At 68.1% G+C, this 17,265-nt stretch carries 12 protein-coding genes and 1 pseudogene; 9 read left to right on the top strand and 4 right to left on the bottom strand.

The window, feature by feature from the left end:
* Window positions 1–6: 6 nt before the first annotated feature.
* The 4 genes and pseudogenes from LYSHEL_RS15505 to LYSHEL_RS15490 all read right to left on the bottom strand — a co-directional run bounded on the left by LYSHEL_RS15505 (window position 7) and on the right by LYSHEL_RS15490 (window position 4,602).
* The gene (locus LYSHEL_RS15505) at window positions 7–1,098 is read right to left on the bottom strand and encodes an NAD(P)/FAD-dependent oxidoreductase (protein ID WP_213434940.1); all 1,092 of its coding nucleotides are present in this window, start codon (window positions 1,096–1,098) and stop codon (window positions 7–9) included.
* A 129-nt stretch (window positions 1,099–1,227) separates the two neighbouring features.
* Entirely contained in the window at window positions 1,228–2,955 is a 1,728-nt protein-coding gene (locus LYSHEL_RS15500) for a pseudouridine synthase (RefSeq protein WP_213434939.1), read from the bottom strand.
* 19 nt (window positions 2,956–2,974) lie between these two features.
* Window positions 2,975–3,694 (bottom strand): annotated as a pseudogene (scpB, locus tag LYSHEL_RS15495) (SMC-Scp complex subunit ScpB); the annotation flags it as partial.
* A gap of 5 nt (window positions 3,695–3,699) precedes the next feature.
* Window positions 3,700–4,602, bottom strand: coding sequence for a segregation and condensation protein A (locus tag LYSHEL_RS15490; protein WP_244858581.1), 903 nt, complete (start codon window positions 4,600–4,602; stop codon window positions 3,700–3,702).
* Window positions 4,603–4,900: 298 nt separating this feature from the next.
* Here LYSHEL_RS15490 and LYSHEL_RS15485 point away from each other — a divergent pair, with 298 nt between their 5' ends.
* The 9 genes from LYSHEL_RS15485 (at window position 4,901) to LYSHEL_RS15445 (ending at window position 17,171) form a co-directional block, all read left to right on the top strand.
* Window positions 4,901–5,200, top strand: a complete 300-nt coding sequence (locus tag LYSHEL_RS15485) for a YciI family protein (RefSeq protein WP_213434937.1) — start codon at window positions 4,901–4,903, stop codon at window positions 5,198–5,200.
* Entirely contained in the window at window positions 5,197–5,472 is a 276-nt protein-coding gene (locus LYSHEL_RS15480) for a BolA family protein (RefSeq protein WP_213434936.1), read from the top strand. Before LYSHEL_RS15485 ends, LYSHEL_RS15480 begins: the two co-directional genes overlap by 4 nt.
* A gap of 95 nt (window positions 5,473–5,567) precedes the next feature.
* A complete protein-coding gene (locus tag LYSHEL_RS15475) occupies window positions 5,568–6,593 on the top strand; it encodes a LacI family DNA-binding transcriptional regulator (RefSeq protein WP_213434935.1) in 1,026 nt (341 codons plus the stop codon).
* Window positions 6,594–6,667: 74 nt separating this feature from the next.
* Window positions 6,668–9,643 carry a TonB-dependent receptor gene (locus tag LYSHEL_RS15470; RefSeq protein WP_213434934.1) on the top strand — a complete coding sequence of 992 codons (2,976 nt, stop codon included), beginning with the start codon at window positions 6,668–6,670 and terminating at the stop codon, window positions 9,641–9,643.
* Window positions 9,643–11,121, top strand: coding sequence for a glucoamylase family protein (locus LYSHEL_RS15465; protein ID WP_407075149.1), 1,479 nt, complete (start codon window positions 9,643–9,645; stop codon window positions 11,119–11,121). The genes LYSHEL_RS15470 and LYSHEL_RS15465 overlap by 1 nt, the downstream gene beginning before the upstream one ends.
* The gene (locus tag LYSHEL_RS15460; RefSeq protein ID WP_244858579.1) at window positions 11,118–12,416 is read left to right on the top strand and encodes a sugar ABC transporter substrate-binding protein; all 1,299 of its coding nucleotides are present in this window, start codon (window positions 11,118–11,120) and stop codon (window positions 12,414–12,416) included. Before LYSHEL_RS15465 ends, LYSHEL_RS15460 begins: the two co-directional genes overlap by 4 nt.
* Entirely contained in the window at window positions 12,413–13,291 is an 879-nt protein-coding gene (locus LYSHEL_RS15455) for a carbohydrate ABC transporter permease (RefSeq protein ID WP_213434933.1), read from the top strand. Before LYSHEL_RS15460 ends, LYSHEL_RS15455 begins: the two co-directional genes overlap by 4 nt.
* Window positions 13,292–13,323: 32 nt before the next feature.
* Window positions 13,324–14,136 (top strand): carbohydrate ABC transporter permease, encoded by an 813-nt coding sequence (locus LYSHEL_RS15450; RefSeq protein ID WP_213437874.1) that lies wholly within the window; start codon window positions 13,324–13,326, stop codon window positions 14,134–14,136.
* Window positions 14,133–17,171, top strand: coding sequence for a discoidin domain-containing protein (locus tag LYSHEL_RS15445; protein WP_213434932.1), 3,039 nt, complete (start codon window positions 14,133–14,135; stop codon window positions 17,169–17,171). The genes LYSHEL_RS15450 and LYSHEL_RS15445 overlap by 4 nt, the downstream gene beginning before the upstream one ends.
* The last annotated feature ends 94 nt before the right edge of the window (window positions 17,172–17,265 follow it).

The raw sequence follows: 17,265 nt of genomic DNA, 5'->3' as shown, positions 1-17,265 counted from the left end.
GAGGCGCTATCTTCGAACGCCGAAATAGACCTGCTCCGCCGCCCATCGCAGGGGCGGCGAATGCAGCAGCAGGTCGAAGGGCCAGTCGAACGGCATGCGGTCGAAGGCCCAGCGCAACGCACGCTTGGCGCGGAAACGCGGCGCGGCCTCGATCGCGATGGCTTCGGGGCGCGGCCCGTCGTTGCGCACGTGCGCGGCCACCGCGCGGCCCACGGTCCATGCGTGCTCCCATGCAGAATGGATGCCACCCGCGGTGACCGGCGACACGATGCCCGCTGCATCGCCGGTGAGCATCACGCCTTCGCTCGCGAGCGGCCACACCGGGCCGCTGCACGGAATCAATCCGGCGCGGGTCGGTCCCGGCGTGAGGCGCAACGGCAATCCACCGGCGCGACCCACGCGCAACAGGAACCCATCGAGATCCGGCACGCGTGCATTCGCCGGATCGTGGCGCAACGCGAGGCCCGCCTGCACGCCGCCGGGGTTCTGCGCGATCCAGCCGATGTAACCGGGCGCATAGCGCTTGCTGATGAAGCAGTGCAGCGCATCGGGTTCGGCGAGGCGTGCGTGCGGGAATTCGTATTCGATGCCGTAGAGGAACTGGCGCACGCGTCCGAGCCCGCAACGCTCGGCGACGCGCGAGCGCGCCCCATCGGCGCCGACGAGGAAGCGCGTGCGGCCGATGCCTTCGACGTCCCAGCCACCGTCGATGCGCTTCGCATCGCGGAACGACGTGGACAGTCGCAGGTCGACGCCATGGCTGCGCAATTGCGTGGCGAGCCAGCGCATCACGCCCGGCGTATCCGTCGTCAGGAAGTAACACCCCGGCGCGGCGAGCGCGATCTGCTTGAGGCTCGGTGCGTAGAGGCGCACTTGTTCGACGCGTCGCACGAGGTCGGTGGGCAACGCGCCGAGCAACGTGCGCTCGGCGGCCTCCTTCACGATGATGCCGGTGGTGCGGAGTTTTTCGCCGGGGTCGCGCTTGCGTTCGAGCACGCATACGCGCAGCCCGGATTGCGCGGCCGCGAGCGCGCACGCCGCGCCGGCGAAGCTTGCGCCGACGACGACCAGGTCGAAGGCGAATCGGTCATGGGTCATGTGGCGCGCAGCGTCGCCAACCGCGACGAAGCGACGATGGCGCGAACGTGAAGCGACGACGAAGTCTGCTTGCCACCGGAAACGAAGAAGGGCGCTTGCGCGCCCTTCGTTCGTCATTGCCGCCGTGGATCAGCCGCCCGAATGGCGACCGCCACCGGGACGCCCGCCACCGCGCGGACCGCCCGGACGCGGACCCGCGGGACGCGGACCACCGGGACGACCGCCCGGACGCTGGCCGCCAGGCGCACCGCCGGGACGTGCGCCACCCGGACGCGGACCGCCGGGGCGTGCGCCGCCAGGACGCGGACCGCCCGGACCCGCCGGACGCGGACCACGCGGCTTGTCGGCGTACGGATTGAAACCGCCGGGATTCGCGTGATCGGACGGGAAGCTCGGCGCGTTGCCGGGATGCCCGTACGGACGATGCCCGCCACCGCCGCCGCCCGGACCCCCGGGACCGCGCGGACCACGCGCATCACCGCGATTCGCTGCACCGCCGTTGCCGTACGGACGCGGACCACCGGCGCCGGCCGGACGCGGACCGCCGCCCCCCGGACGCGGACCACCACCCCCCGGACGCGGGCCACCCGCGCCGCCGCCCGGCTTGTTGCCGTAGGGCTTGCGCGGACCGCGCGCACCATCGGGATTGCGATGGCCGGTCGGACCCGTGGCGACGCCTTCCGGCACGTACCACGTGCGGAATTCGCTCGGCGCACCCGCATCGCGCGATTCACCCGGACGCATGCGCTGGCCGGCCTGGCGCGGACCCTTCGGCTTGAACGCCTTGTTGCCGGCATTCGCCGCGGCTTCGCCGCTGACCGTCAAACCGCCATGCGGCTTCTTGCCGCCGCGACCCGGGCGACGATCGTCGCGCACGTGGTCGAAGCGACGCAGTTCGCGGCCTTCGTCTGCCGTGTTGTGGCCGCCGACGTAACCGCCGCCCTTCGCGCCGCCGAAATGCAGCGTCGACTTGGCAGCCTTGCGCTGGCCGATCACCGGCATCAGCGTGAGCGAGGAGGGCGCGCCTTCTTCGAGGCCGACCTTCGCGCGCAGCGCGGCGACCTTGTCGGGCGCGAGTTCCTGCGACTGGCCGCGCAGCAGCGGCTGCGGCAGCGACACGTCGCCGTAGCGGATGCGCTTCAGGCGCGAGACCTGGCAGCCCTGCGATTCCCACAGGCGGCGCACTTCGCGGTTGCGGCCTTCCTTGAGGAGCACGCGGAACCAGTCGTGCGATCCGTCTTCGTTGCCCTTCAGGCGTTCGATTTCGTTGAACTGCGCCGGGCCGTCGTCGAGCAGCACGCCGCGCTGCAGGCGGTCGACCAGCTTGTCCGGCACGGTGTCTTCGCCTTCGGGCGCACGCACGCGGCACACGTACTCGCGTTCGACTTCGAAGGAGGGATGCATCATCGCGTTGGCGAGTTCGCCATCGGTGGTGAGCACCAGCAGGCCGGTGGTGTTGATGTCGAGGCGGCCGATCGCGATCCAGCGCGCACCCTTCAGGGCGGGCAGGGATTCGAAGATGGTCGGGCGGCCTTCGGGATCTTCGCGCGTGGTGACTTCGCCTTCGGGCTTGTTGTAGATCAGCACGCGCGCCGGTTCGGTCAGCGCGCTGGCGACGAACGTGCGGCCGTCGATTTCGATCTTGTCGCCGCCGGTGACGCTCATGCCGACCTGGGCGACGTTGCCGTTGACGCGGATCAGGCCGTCGGCGATGCGCTGCTCGAGCGCGCGGCGGGAGCCGAGGCCGGCCTGCGCGAGCACCTTGTGCAGGCGCTCCTCGAGGCGGGGCGCGTCGGCGGACGTTTCGGTTGCACCGCGCTTCAGCGAAAGCTTGCGCGGGCGGTCTTGCTCACTCATGGGTCTGCTCCGACGAGGCCGTTTCGGCGTCGTCATCTTCGTAATCGTTGGGGGCTTCGGGGGCGACGCCGTGCGCGTCGTTCAAAGGGAGGTCGTCGATGGCTTCGTCGTCCATCGCGGGTTCGTCCATGACGCTGTCGTCCATGGGCATGTCGCCGACGGGCAGGGACGCCGCGGCTTCGGGTTCGAACTGCAGTTGCGGTTCGAGCTCGCCGAGGTCCTTGAGTTCGGACAACGGCGGCAGTTCGTCCAGGCGCTTGAGGCCGAAGTAATCGAGGAAGCCCTTGGTGGTGCCGAACAGTGCGGGCTTGCCCGGCACGTCGCGGTGGCCCACCACGCGGATCCATTCGCGTTCCTCGAGCGCCTTGATGATGTTGCTGTTGACCGCCACGCCGCGCACCTGTTCGATCTCGCCGCGCGTGATCGGCTGGCGATAGGCGATGAGCGCGAGGGTTTCGAGCGTGGCGCGCGTGTACTTGGTCTGGCGTTCGGTCCACAGGCGCGCGACCCACGCATGCACGTCGGCCTTCACCTGGAAGCGGAAGCCGGACGCCAGTTCCACCAGTTCCACGCCGCGATCCGCGCACTGCTCGCGCAGCGTTTCGAGCGCCTGCTCCACCGAATCGTCCGGCGCCGGATCGTCCAGCGAGAACAACCCGTGCAGCTGCGCCAGGGTGAGCGGCTGGTTGGCCGCCATGAGGGCGGCTTCGACGATGCGCGTGATGAAGGTTTGGTCCATGGGGCTCAGGCGTTGGAATCGTTGGCGGCGGGTTCGTCGTCGAACTCGCTCGACAGTTCGAGGGCGTCGGGGGCGTCGTCGCCGACGGCGAGCGACTTGACGTAGATCGGGGCCAGCGTGCGCATGTCGCCATGCGCGTCGCTCGGCGGCTCCTGGAGGATTTCGACCAGCTGTTCCTTGGCGAGCGTGAGCAAGGCCAGGAACGTCACCACGACGCCCAGCTTGCCCTCGTGCACCACGAACAGCGACTCGAAGCGATGGAAGGCGCCATCGCCCATCCGTTCCAGCAGCTCGCCCATGCGCTGGCGCACGCTCAGTGCGTCGCGCTTGATGGCGTGCTGCGTGAAGAGCTCGGCGCGCTTGAGCACGTCGGCCAGCGCCAGCAGCATTTCGCGCAGGTCCACCGGCGGCGGCAACTTCACCGACGCGCGATCCGGCACGAAGGCCGACACCGGGGCCGTGTCGCGATCCTGGCGGGGTAGGGCGTCGAGGTCTTCGGCGGCCTGCTTGAAGCGTTCGTATTCCTGGAGGCGGCGCACGAGATCCGCGCGCGGGTCGTCTTCCAGGCCTTCCTCGCTCGGCGGCCGCGGCAGCAGCATCCGGGATTTGATCTCGGCCAGGATCGCGGCCATCACCAGGTATTCGGCGGCGAGCTCGAAGCGCATCTCGTGCATCGCCTGGATGTAGGTGACGTACTGGCGCGTGATCTCGGCGACCGGGATGTCCAGGATGTCCAGGTTCTGGCGGCGGATCAGGTACAGCAACAGGTCCAGCGGGCCTTCGAACGCATCGAGGATGACCTCGAGCGCGTCCGGCGGGATGTACAGGTCCTGCGGGATCTGCAGCACCGGCTGGCCGAGCACCATCGCCAGCGGCATTTCCTGCTGCTGCGGGTGGGGACCGGCCATGGATGTCGGGTGTGCGCCTGCGGCTGTCGCCTCGGGCACGGGCACGCTCGGTTCTTCGGACATGCGTTTCGCGGCCCCCTCCGGGCCACTGCTGGTGCAAGGCGGCGGCGAACGGGCGGGCCCGGGCGCGGTCGCGGATCGAAAAGTCGCTTGCAAGGGGATCCGGGCGGCGGTGCCATCGGATCGCGGTGGGCCGCGTGTGGCCGGCCTCGAACAATGGTCGCAAGGGTACGGGGGTCGACCGGCACTGTCCACACCTTAGAATCGCGGCCCCGATCCAGCAGGTGCATCGACGCCCATGTGGTACGCCATCGAAGGACACGACGGAGCCGACGTGCTCGCAAGCCGCATGGCCGCGCGCCCCGCCCACGTGGCCCGGCTCACCGACCTGCGCGACCAGGGCCGCCTGCTGCTCGCGGGCCCGTGCCCGGCGATCGATGCGGAAGACCCGGGCCCGGCGGGTTTCAGCGGCAGCATCGTGATCGCCGAGTTCGAATCGATCGAGGCCGCCCGCGCCTGGGCCGATGCCGATCCCTACGTGGAGGCCGGCGTCTACACCCGCGTGGACGTGCGTCCGTTCAAGCCGGTGCTGCCGTGAGCGATCGCGTCGAACGGATCCGCGCGGCGCTGGATTCGGCGCTTTCGCCCACGTTCCTCGAGGTCGTCGACGACAGCGCCCGCCATGCCGGCCACGCCGGCGCGCGGGACGGGCGGGGGCACTTCAACGTCGACATCGTCAGCGACGCCTTCCGCGGGCTGGCTTCGCTGGCGCGCCATCGCGCCGTCTACGCCGCGGTGGGCGAGATGATGACCACCGACATCCACGCGCTTTCCATCCGGGCCCGCACCCCGGACGAGGCCAGGGCCTGAAGTTCCCAACCCTGCGCTGATCTTTACGCCTTGTTTACACCCGGTTGTGAAAACGTTTACATTCGGGACGCAACGGGGATTCGAGGTCAGCACGGATGGGTGATGTCGTGACGATCCGGGATGTGGCGAGGCTGGCCCAGGTATCCGTGGCCACGGTCTCCCGCGCCCTCAATGGACGCGAAAACGTCGCCAGCGGCGTGCGCGCCCGGGTGATCGACGCCGCGAAGGAACTCCGCTACGTCCCCCACCACGCCGCCCGCAGCCTCAGCAGCCGGCGCACCCGCACCATCGGCGTCGTCCTGCCGGACCTCCACGGCGAGTTCTTTTCCGAACTCATGCGCGGCATCGACCAGGTGGCGCGCGAGCACGATCTGTATCTCCTCGTCTCCAGTTACCACGGCCACCCGGAAGAGCAGGGCGTGGCGCTGCGCGCGATGCGCGGCCGCGTCGACGGCCTGCTGGTGATGTCGCCCTTCGTCGAAAGCACGCCGCTGGCGGACGACTTCGACGACGCGCATCCGGTCGTGCTCATCAACACCGGCCTGACGGGCATCGGCCTGGGCACGCTGCGCGTCGATAACCACGGCGGTGCGCGCGGCATGGTGCAGCACCTGGCGGCGCGCGGGTTCCGCCGCATCGCGTTCGTCGCCGGCCCCGAAGGCAACTTCGACGCCGCCGAACGCCTGCGCGGCTATCGCGAAGCGCTCGCCGAATTCCTGCCCGACGCCGATCCCATCGTGCTGCCCGGCGCGTTCGACGAATCCTCCGGCCATCGCGCCGGCCAGGCCATCATCGCGATGGCGGAGCGGCCCGACGCCGTGTTCTGCGCCAACGACATGACCGCGCTCGGCTGCCTGTTCGCGTTCCACCAGGCCGGCCTGCGCGTGCCGGACGACATCGCGCTCGCCGGCTTCGACGACATCCCGCTCGCGCGCTACGTGCATCCCTCGCTGACGACGATCGCCGTCGACATCGCCGAACTCGGTGGTCTCGCATTGCGCGCGCTGATCGCGGGCACGCCGCTCGACAGCGCCCCCATCGCTCCGCACCTCGTGGTGCGCGAATCGACACAACGCGATACGCCGCCGGCTCCGCACGGCGAGCGCCGCGACAGTTCCTAGAGGCCGTGCGCGGCCCCTGCGTTCGATCCATCCAGATTTTTCTTGCAACAAGAATTTTGGGAGAGGGACACGCCATGAAGCCTCGCACCATTCACCGCCCCACGCCGCGCCTGCTCGCGGTCGCGCTCGCCAGCTGCGTCCTCGCACTGGGCGCACCGGCCTTCGCGCAAAGCACGTCCGCCACGTTGCGGGGTGCCGCCACGGCATCCACGCGCGTCACCGCCACCAACACCGCCACCGGCCTGTCGCGCAGCGTGCAGGCCGGCGCCGACGGCAACTACATCCTCGCCGGCCTGCCGCCGGGCGTGTACCGCGTGGATGTCGAAGGCGGGCAGTCGCGCACCGTGACGTTGTCGGTCGGTCAGAACGTCACGCTGAACGTCGCGGGCGGCCCGGCGCAGCTGCAATCGGTCGAAGTGGTCGGCGCCGTGCAGGAAACGCGCACGTCGGAAGTCGCGACCTACGTGACGCCGAAGAAGATCGAATCGCTGCCGCAGTCCAGCCGCAACTTCCTGTCGTTCGCCGACACCGTCCCGGGCGTGATCTTCGACACCGGCAACGACGACTCCACCAAGCTGCGCAGCGGCGCGCAGAACTCCAACGGCGTCAACGTCTTCATCGACGGCGTGGGCCAGAAGAACTACGTGCTCAAGGGCGGCATCAGCGGCCAGGATTCCAGCCGCGGCAACCCGTTCCCGCAGCTGGCGGTGGGCGAGTACAAGGTCATCACGTCCAACTACAAGGCCGAGTACGACCAGATCAGCAGCGCCGCGGTGACCGCGGTGACGAAGTCGGGCACCAACGACTTCGGCGGCTCGGTGTTCTGGGATCGCACGTCGGACTTCTGGCGCTCGATGACGCCCGCCGAGGAACGCGCGGGCGTGGAAGCCAACACGCACACCGAGCAGTACGGCATGTCCGTCGGCGGCCCGATCCTCAAGGACCGCCTGTTCTACTTCGTCACCTACGAAGGCAAGAGCATCGACAGCCCGCGCACGATCACGCCGGGCCAGATGTACGGCGGCTTCGCGCTGCCGGCCAACCTGCAGCAGTTCACCGGGCCGCTGTCCTCGCCGTTCGACGAAGACCTGTGGTTCGGCAAGCTGACGTGGCAACCCGACGGCGACAACCTCGTGGAGTTGTCGCTCAAGCAGCGCAACGAAACCGAGATCACCGGCATCGGCGGCCAGGACACGTTCGACTACGGCACGTCCAAGCAGAACGACAGCACGCGCGTCGACCTGCGCTGGCAGTACAACCAGGAGCAGTGGCTCAACGACGCGCACATCACGTTCGAGAACGAGCAGTGGAGCCCGCGCGCCACGACCATCGGTCCCGGCTTCCGCTTCACCGGCACCACCGGCGATCCCTTCCAGGGCGCCGTGCTCAACGTGGGCGGCGGCCGCGACTTCCAGGACAAGGGCCAGAAGGGCTGGTCGCTGCAGGACGACTTCTCGTACTTCGGCTTCGAAGGCCACACGATGAAGGCGGGCTTCAAGTACAAGACCATCGACATCAACGCGTTCGAGCAGCAGCCCTACAACCCGCAGTACTCGGTGGACCTGCCGGAGCAGATCTTCCTCGGCAACAACAGCTTCGGGACCTACGTGCCGTGGCGCGTGCAGTTCGGCGCGCAGGTGCCGGGCTCGCCGAGCCGCGACATCACCACCAAGGCCAAGCAGTTCGGCATCTACTTCCAGGACGACTGGCAGGTCACCGAGAAGCTGATGCTCAACCTCGGCCTGCGCTGGGACTACGAGCGCAGCCCCGGCTACGAAAACTACGTGACGCCGCCCAACCTCGTGGCTGCGTTGCGCGCGTGGCCCAACATCCATGGGCCCAACGTGGACTACAACATCGAGAACTACATCAGCGACGGCAACAACCGCGACGCCTTCACCGGCGCGTGGCAGCCGCGCCTGGGCTTCTCGTACGACCTGTTCGCCGACGAACGCCACGTGATCTTCGGCGGCGCGGGCCGCACCTACGATCGCAACCTGTGGGATTACCTCGCGCTCGAGCAATCCAAGAGCACGTTCCCGACCTACGAACTGCGCTTCAACACGCCAACGCATCCGTGCAACCCGGCCACCGACGCGCAGTGCTTCACGTTCAACAGCAGCTTCTACGATCCGAACACGCTGTACGGCATCGTCGCGGCCACGCCCAACCTGGGCGCGGAAGTGAACCTGATCAACAACGACCTCAAGACGCCGTACTCCGACCAGTTCAGCCTGGGCATGCGCAATTCGTTCGGCGTGTGGGGCCAGGAATGGCAGCTGTCGACGACGTACGTGCACATCGTCAGCAAGGACGGCATCGTCTTCTCGCTGGGCAACCGCTGGCCCGATGGCAGCTTCCGCAATCCCGCGGTACCAGGTGCGACGTGGGGCAACCAGCCCTTCGGCTTCCCGATCCCGGGCTTCGGCACGCTGATCAAGGCCGACAACGGCATCGAGACGAAGCTCAACCAGTTCCTCGTGTCGCTGGAGAAGACCTACACCACCGATTCGCCGTGGAGCATCACCTTCGCCTACACCTACAGCGATTCGAAGGAGAACCGCTTCAACGCCGCGAACTCGGACGAGCATTACCTGTTCGACTATCCCAGCCTCGACAACCAGCCGTTCCTGATGTCGGTGGGCGTGCCGAAGAACCGCCTGGTGGTCAGCGGCTTCATGGACACCATCTGGGACATGACGTTCTCCGGCAAGCTCACCGTGTCCAGCCCGTATCCGAAGGATTCGGTGAACTGCCACGACACCACCAGCTTCAACAACTGCTTCTTCGATGAGTTCGTGCCCGATGGCACGTACGGCTTCAAGCAGCTCGACCTCGCGCTGCGGAAGTCCTTCGACACGCAGACCAGCTTCACCCCGTGGGTGCGCGTGGACGTGCTGAACGTGTTCGACTGGCACAACTGGACGGACTACGACACCTGGCGCGGCGGTCCGGTCCCGGACTTCAACCCGACCTTCGGCGACCAGAACGGCTACAACATCCAGGGCCCGCCGCGCACGTTCAAGCTCTCGGTCGGCTTCGACTTCTGATGGCGATGCATCCCCCACGCATTGCCCTCGGAACGTTCCTCGCGGTCGCGATGCTGGCGGGGTGCAAGGCCCCGCCGGCGGAGCAGAAGCCACCTGCGCAGCCTCCCGCTGCGCCGGCGACGGTCGCGACGGCGCATGACATCAACACCGTGCCGCCGCTCGTCGACGACCTGCAACACCGCACGTTCAATTATTTCTGGGAGCGCACCAACGCGAAGAACGGCCTGGTGCCGGATCGCTGGCCGACGCCGTCGTTCTCCAGCATCGCGGCCGTCGGCTTCGGCCTCACCGCGTATGGGGTGGGCGTGGAGCGCGGGTGGATCACGCGCGACCAGGCGGTGGATCGCACGCTCGCCACGCTGCGGTTCTTCGACACCGCGCCGCAGGGCCCCGACGCGCGCGGCATGACCGGCTACAAGGGCTTCTACTACCACTTCATCGACATGGAGCACGGTGCGCGCTTCGAGACGACGGAGCTGTCCACCGTCGACACGACGCTGCTGATGGGCGGCGTGCTGTTCGCGCAGACGTACTACGACGGCAAGGACCCGCGCGAAACCGAAATCCGCGCGCTCGCCGACAAGCTGTATCGCAAGGTCGAATGGCCGTGGGCGCAGGCGCGCAAGCCGCGCATCTCGATGGGCTGGACGCCGGAGAAGGGCTTCATCGCCTACGACTGGAACGGCTACAACGAGGCGATCCTCGTCTACCTCCTCGCGCTGGGCTCGCCCACGCATCCGGTAGGCAAGGACGCGTACGACGCGTGGACGTCGACCTACGACAAGACGTGGGGCACCGTGCAGGGGCAGGAACACCTGTCGTTCCCGCCGCTGTTCGGCCACCAGTATTCGCACGTGTGGGTCGACTTCCGCGGCATCCAGGATGCCTACATGGCCAGGCGCGGCATCGATTACTTCGAGAACAGCCGTCGCGCGGCGTTGTCGCAGCAGGCCTACGCGGTCGCCAATCCCGCGGGCTGGGACGGCTACGGGAAAGACGTGTGGGGCCTGACGGCCTCCGATGGCCCGATCGACGCGACCATCTCCTTCAAGGGCAAGCCGCGCCTGTTCCAGACCTACACCGCGCGCGGCACCGGCACCGAGTACACGATCGACGACGGCACGATCGCGCCGACGGCGGCCGCGGCGTCGATGCCGTTCGTGCCCGAGCAATCGATCGCGGCGATCCAGGCGATGCACGATCGTTACGGCAAGGCGATCTACGCGCAGTACGGGTTCCTCGATTCCTTCAATCCGAGCTTCACGTTCACCGACGCGAAACTGCACCACGGCCAGCTCGTGCCCGGCACCGGGTGGGTCGATGGCGATTACCTCGGCATCGACCAGGGCCCGATCGTGCTGATGATCGAAAACCATCGCAGCGATTTCGTGTGGTCGGTGATGCGGCGCAATCCCTACATCCGCAAAGGCCTGGAACGCGCGGGCTTCACCGGCGGCTGGCTCGACGGAGCGCAGTGAACACCGGCTTGCGCGCGTGGGCGCTGGCGTGCGTCGCGGCGCTCGCGTGCGTCGCGGGTTGCGCGCGGCATTCGGAAGCGCAGGGCGGCACCGTCGTGCGCTTCTGGGCGATGGGCTACGAAGGCGAAGTCGTTGCGCAGCTGCTGCCCGAGTTCGAACGCACGCATCCCGGGATCAAGGTGCGGTTGCAGCAGCAACCCTGGACCGCCGCGCACGAGAAGCTGCTGACGGCGTTCGCGGGCAATGCGTTGCCGGACGTCGTACCGTTGGGCAACACGTGGATCCCGGAGTTCGCCGCGCTCGGCGCGCTCGAGCCGCTCGACGCGCGCCTCAAGGCGACGCCGGCCGTGGACGTCGCCGATTATTTCGAAGGCGCGTGGGATTCCGGCGTCATCGATGGCCGGACGTACGCGGTGCCGTGGTACGTCGAAACGCGCGTGCCGTATTACCGGCGCGATTTGCTCGCGAAGGCCGGCGTGACCGCGCCGCCGAAGGACTGGACGACCTGGCGCGCCTCGATGGTGGCGCTGAAGCGCGCCGCGGGCGCGGACAAGTACGCGGTGCTGCTGCCGCTCAACGAATTCGAACCGCTGCTCAACCTCGCCGTGCAGCAACCCGAACCGCTGCTGCGCGACGGCGGCCGCTTCGGCAATTTCCGCAGCGCCAGCTACAAGCGCACGCTGGCGTTCTACAAGAGCCTGTTCGACGAAGACCTGGCACCGCGCGTGGACAACACGCGCATCTCCAACGTGTGGGACGAATTCGGCAAGGGCTACTTCAGCTACTACATCAGCGGCCCCTGGAACATCGCCGAGTTCCGCAAGCGCCTGCCGCCGGCGCTGGCGGACGACTGGATGACGATGCCGTTGCCGGGCCCGGACGGGCCGGGCGCGTCGATCGCCGGCGGCACCAGCTTCGTGATCTTCAAGTCCGCGCGGAACAAGGACGCGGCGTGGCAACTGATCGCGTGGTTGTCCGAGCCCGCGCAGCAGGTGCGCATCCATGCGCTCACCGGCGATTTGCCGCCGCGCCGTTCGCCGTGGCAGACGCCGGCGCTCGCGAACGATCCGTATGCGCGCGCGTTCCGCGACCAGCTCGAACGCGCCGTGCCCGCGCCGAAAGTGCCGGAGTGGGAACGCATCGCCACCGAGATCCGCCTCGTCGGCGAACAAGTGGCCAACGACAAGATGAGCGTCGACGTCGCCGCCGCGGAAATGGATCGCCGCGCCGATGCCATCCTCGAGAAGCGCCGCTGGATGCTCGACCACCACACGCTGCCGGGCGCCGCGCCATGAAGCCATCGCTCGCCGGCTGGGCCTTCGCTGCACCCGCGTTGACGGTGATCGCGTTGTTCTTCGTGCTGCCGGTCATCGCCGCGCTGGGCCTGAGCGTCACCGACTTCGACATCTACGCGCTCGCCGACCAGCGCAACCTGCGCTTCGTCGGGCTCGACAACTACATCAAGCTGCTCGGCAACCCGCTGTTCTGGAAGGCGCTGGGCAACACGCTGTACTTCGTCGTCGCGGGCGTGCCGCTGTCGATCTTCGTGTCGCTGGCCGCGGCGTTGCTGCTGCACTCGAAGCTCGCGCGCTTCAAGCCCGTGTTCCGCACCGCGTTGTTCGCGCCGGTGGTGACGACGGTGGTGGCGGTCGCGGTGATCTGGCGGTATCTGTTCCACACGCGGTACGGCGCGGCGAACTGGGGCCTGTCGCTGGTCGGCATCGATCCGGTCGACTGGTTCGGCGATCCGCGATGGGCGATGCCGTCGATCATCCTGTTCGCCGTGTGGAAGAACTTCGGCTACAACATGATCATCTTCCTCGCGGGATTGCAGGCGATCCCCGAAGACCTGTACGAAGCCGCGCGCATCGACGGCGCGTCGTGGTGGCGGCAACTGGTGCACGTCACGCTGCCGATGCTCGGGCCGGTGTTGCTGCTGGTGGGCATCCTCACGATGGCGGGCTATTTCCAGTTGTTCGCCGAGCCTTACGTGATGACGCAGGGCGGCCCGCTGCAGAGCACCGTCAGCGTGCTGTACCTGATGTACGAAGAAGGCTTCAAGTGGTGGAACCTGGGCAACGCGTCGGCGGTGGCGTTCCTGCTGTTCCTGCTGATGACGGCGACCACGAGCGGGTTGTTGTGGTTCGCGCGCAGGCGGGGGGCGGAATGATCGACGTGCAGGGCAACGAACGTTCGAAGCGCATGCTCGCCGCGGCGACCGTCAACGGCCTGCTGTTCGCGCTCGCCGTGCTGGCCGTCGCGCCGCTGGCGTGGATGCTCGCGGTGTCCTTCATGCAACCGGGCGAGGCGAGCCACTTCCCGCCGCCGTGGTGGCCGTCGTCGCCCACGCTGCACAACTATCGCGAACTGTTCCTGCGCGCGGGCATGGGCCGTTACCTGGTCAACAGCGCGCTGATCGCCACGGGCGTCACGCTGGTGTCGGTGCTGCTCAACACGCTGGCGGGCTATGCCTTCGCGAAGCTGAAGTTCCGCGGGCGCGAACAGACGTTCCGCGCCTTGCTTGGCGCGCTGGTGATCCCGGGGCAGGTGGCGATGATGCCGCTGTTCCTGCTGCTCAAGCAGATGGGGCTGGTGAACACGTACGCCGGCGCGATGGTGCCGGGGCTCGCGGGGATCTTCGGCATCTTCCTCGTGCGCCAGTACGCGCGCTCGCTGCCGGATGAATTGCTGGAAGCGGCGCGCATCGACGGCGCGGGCGAGCTGCGCATCTTCTTCCAGGTGGTGTTGCCCGCGTTGCGACCGATCCTGGTGACGCTCGCTATCTTCGCCTTCCTCGGCGCATGGAACGATTTCATGTGGCCCCTGATCGTGCTCGGCGACCAGGACCTGCAGACGCTGCCTGTCGCGCTGGCGTCGCTCTCGCGCGAACACGTGCAGGACAACGAACTGATGATGGCGGGTTCCGTCGTGACCATCCTGCCGGTGCTCTTGTTGTTCCTCGTGCTCCAGCGGTATTACATGCAGGGTCTGCTGGTCGGGAGCGTCAAGGGATGAGACGGTGGTTCGTGGCGGGATGCGTGCTGGGGTTGGCGGCCTGCGGCGGCCCGAAGGGCGCGCGCGCACTGGACGATTTCTCCGACCTGCGCGCGTGGAAGGTGATCCAGTCCGACCAGGTGACCGGCACCCTGCGCAAGGTCGATGGGCCCGACGGTGCGGCGCTGTGCCTGGATTACGACTTCCACGGCGTGGCCGGGTACGTCGGCCTGCAGCGCGACCTGCCGCTGGACTATCCGGCCAACTACGCGTTCGACGTCAAGGTGCGCGGCACGGGCGCGCGCAACGATTTCCAGTTCAAGCTCGTCGATGCGAGCGGCGACAACGTGTGGTGGTCGGTGAAGCCGAAGTTCGAGCTGCCCGACGACTGGACGCCGCTGCAGTACCGCAAGCGCGACATCGCGAAGGCGTGGGGCCCGTCGCCGAAGACCGCGCTGGAGCACAGCGCGAAACTCGAGTTCACCCTGGCCAGCGGCGACGGCGGACGCGGCGCGGTGTGCTTCGACACGCTCACGTTCACGCCATTGCCGCCACCGCCGAGCGGCCCGCTGACGGGCACGCTGTCGCCCGGCGCGGAGGGATGGACGCTGGACCTGGGCACGCAGCGCGAACTCGGCGGCGCGATCCTGCGCTGGAACCGCGACGCGTTCGCGCGCGACTACACCGTGTCGGCCTCCGAAGACGGCAGCGCGTGGCGCGTGTTGCGCGAGGTGCATGGCGCCGACGGCGGCGAGGATTCCCTCGCGCTGCCGGAAACCGACGCACGCTACCTGCGCGTGAAGCCGGCGACCCCGGCCACGCTCGAAGCGATCGATGCGCAACCGCTGGCCTTCGGCGCGACGCCGAACGATTTCGTCAAGGCCGTCGCCGCGCGTGCGCCGCGCGGTGCGTATCCGCGCGGCTTCGTCAACGAACAACCGTACTGGACGATCGTGGGCGTAGACGGCGGCCACGACCAGGCGCTGCTCGGCGAAGACGGTGCGATCGAACTGGGCAAGGGTGCCTTCAGCCTCGAACCGATGGTGACGACGCGCGGCCGGCGCAGCACGTGGGCCGACGTGCACGCGACGCAATCGCTGCAGGATGGTTACCTGCCGATGCCGTCGGTGCAGTGGACGCATCCGGACTACACGCTCGACATCACCGCATTCGCCGAACCGCGCGCGGGCGGCGTGGCGGCGGGCGAAGTCGCCGATGCGCGCCTCATCGCGCGCTACCGCCTGGCCAACACGACGCGCGCGCCGATGGATTACACCTTCGCCTTGCGCGTGCGCCCGTTCCAGGTGAACCCGCCGAGCCAGTTCCTCAACACCACCGGCGGCGTGAGCCCGCTGAACAAGCTGATGCTGTATCCGCAATACGTGGCCGTGGACAACGTGCCGCGCGCGGCGGTGTTCCCGAAGGCCGATCGCGTTTCGGCGACGACGTTCGATGGGCAGGGGCTGCCGTCGAAGACTGCATTCGCGGACGATCCGACGGGGCTGGCGAGCGGCGTGTTCGAGTACGACGTGCACCTCGCGCCGGGCGCGTCGGTGGAGTTCGCGTGGTCCTCGTCGCTCGAAGGCCAGCCGCCGTCGATCCTCAAGCAGGGCGAAGCCGCGACTGCGCAGGCGGCCGTGGCCGCGCAGTGGCACGACAAGCTCGATCGCGTGCGCGTCCAGGTGCCGCCACAGGGCCAGCGCATCGTCGATACCTTGCGTACCGCGCTCGGGCACATGGCGATCAGCCGCGTGGGGCCGCGCCTGCAACCGGGCACGCGCTCGTATTCGCGCGCGTGGATCCGCGACGGCGCGATGATCGGCGAAGGCCTGCTGCGCCTGGGGCGCGAAGACATCGCGAGCGAATTCCTGCGCTGGTATGCGCCGCGCCAGTTCGAGAACGGCAAGGTGCCATGCTGCGTGGACGATCGCGGCGCCGATCCCGTGCCGGAGAACGACAGCCACGGTGAGTTCGTGTTCCTGGCCGCCGAGGTGTATCGCTATACGCACGACCGCGCATTGCTGGAAACAATGTGGCCGCACGTGCAGGGCGCTGTGAAGTACATGGACGCACTGCGTGCGAGCGAACGCACGGAAGCCAACCGCGCCACCAATCCCGCGTTCTACGGCCTGATGCCGGCCTCGATCAGCCACGAAGGCTATTCGGCCAAGCCGATGCATTCGTACTGGGACGATTTCTGGGCGCTGCGCGGTTACAAGGATGCGGTCCAGATCGCGCAGTGGCTCGGGCACGATGCCGACGCAAAGCGCTTCGCGGCCTCGCGCGACCAGTTCGCCGGCGACCTGCGCGATTCGCTGAAGCTGGCGATGGCGCGCAAGAACATCAACTTCCTCCCGGGTTCGGCCGAACTCGGCGACTTCGACGCCACCTCGACCACCATCGCGCTCGCCCCCGGCGGCGAACAGGCCAACCTCCCGCAGGACGCGTTGCTCGCCACGTTCGAGCGCTACTGGACCGAGTTCGAACAGCGCCGCACCAACACGCGCGCATGGAAGGACTACACCCCGTACGAACTCCGCACCATCGGCACCTTCGTCCGCCTGGGCTGGCGCGACCGCGCGCATTCCGCGCTGGACTTCTTCTTCAAGGACCAGCAACCGCGCGCCTGGAACCAATGGGCGGAAGTCGTCTCGCGCACCCCGCGCAAACCCTTCTTCCTCGGCGACCTCCCGCACGCCTGGGTCGCCTCCGACTACGTGCGCTCCGCCCTGGACCTGTTCGCGTATTCGCGCGAATCCGACGACGCCCTGGTCATCGCCGCAGGCATTCCCGCCGACTGGATGACAGGGCAGGGCATCGCCGTCGAAGGCCTCCGCACTCCGGGCGGCCCCCTCAAGTATTCGTTGCGTGCAGATGCAAACCGCCTGCATCTGGAAATTGGCAACGGCCTCACACCACCGAGTGGCGGCATGGTCTTCCCGTGGCCATTCAAAGGCACACCGGGCACGACCACGATCGACGGCAAACCCGCGCAATGGCACAGCCAGGAATTGCGGATCACCCACGTACCGGCCACGGTTGAAATCGTGCGATAGCGCAGCCTGCGAAAGCAGGGATCCATGGGCTTCTTTGCAAACGCCCGCTTGAGGTGCAGTTGCGCGTCGCCCGAACCCGCGGCGGTGTAAGAAT

Source organism: Lysobacter helvus (assembly GCF_018406645.1).
Lineage (GTDB): Bacteria > Pseudomonadota > Gammaproteobacteria > Xanthomonadales > Xanthomonadaceae > Noviluteimonas > Noviluteimonas caseinilytica.
The sequence above is the reverse complement of the archived record's forward strand: the minus strand, read 5'-3'. Positions and strand labels throughout refer to the sequence as shown.

Coding starts and splice junctions, on each gene's coding strand:
- LYSHEL_RS15505 (WP_213434940.1), bottom strand. CDS start 1,098: ATGACCCATGACCGATTCGCCTTCGACCTGGTCGTCGTCGGCGCAAGC.
- LYSHEL_RS15500 (WP_213434939.1), bottom strand. CDS start 2,955: ATGAGTGAGCAAGACCGCCCGCGCAAGCTTTCGCTGAAGCGCGGTGCA.
- LYSHEL_RS15490 (WP_244858581.1), bottom strand. CDS start 4,602: ATGGCCGGTCCCCACCCGCAGCAGCAGGAAATGCCGCTGGCGATGGTG.
- LYSHEL_RS15485 (WP_213434937.1), top strand. CDS start 4,901: ATGTGGTACGCCATCGAAGGACACGACGGAGCCGACGTGCTCGCAAGC.
- LYSHEL_RS15475 (WP_213434935.1), top strand. CDS start 5,568: ATGGGTGATGTCGTGACGATCCGGGATGTGGCGAGGCTGGCCCAGGTA.
- LYSHEL_RS15470 (WP_213434934.1), top strand. CDS start 6,668: ATGAAGCCTCGCACCATTCACCGCCCCACGCCGCGCCTGCTCGCGGTC.
- LYSHEL_RS15465 (WP_407075149.1), top strand. CDS start 9,643: ATGGCGATGCATCCCCCACGCATTGCCCTCGGAACGTTCCTCGCGGTC.
- LYSHEL_RS15455 (WP_213434933.1), top strand. CDS start 12,413: ATGAAGCCATCGCTCGCCGGCTGGGCCTTCGCTGCACCCGCGTTGACG.
- LYSHEL_RS15450 (WP_213437874.1), top strand. CDS start 13,324: ATGCTCGCCGCGGCGACCGTCAACGGCCTGCTGTTCGCGCTCGCCGTG.
- LYSHEL_RS15445 (WP_213434932.1), top strand. CDS start 14,133: ATGAGACGGTGGTTCGTGGCGGGATGCGTGCTGGGGTTGGCGGCCTGC.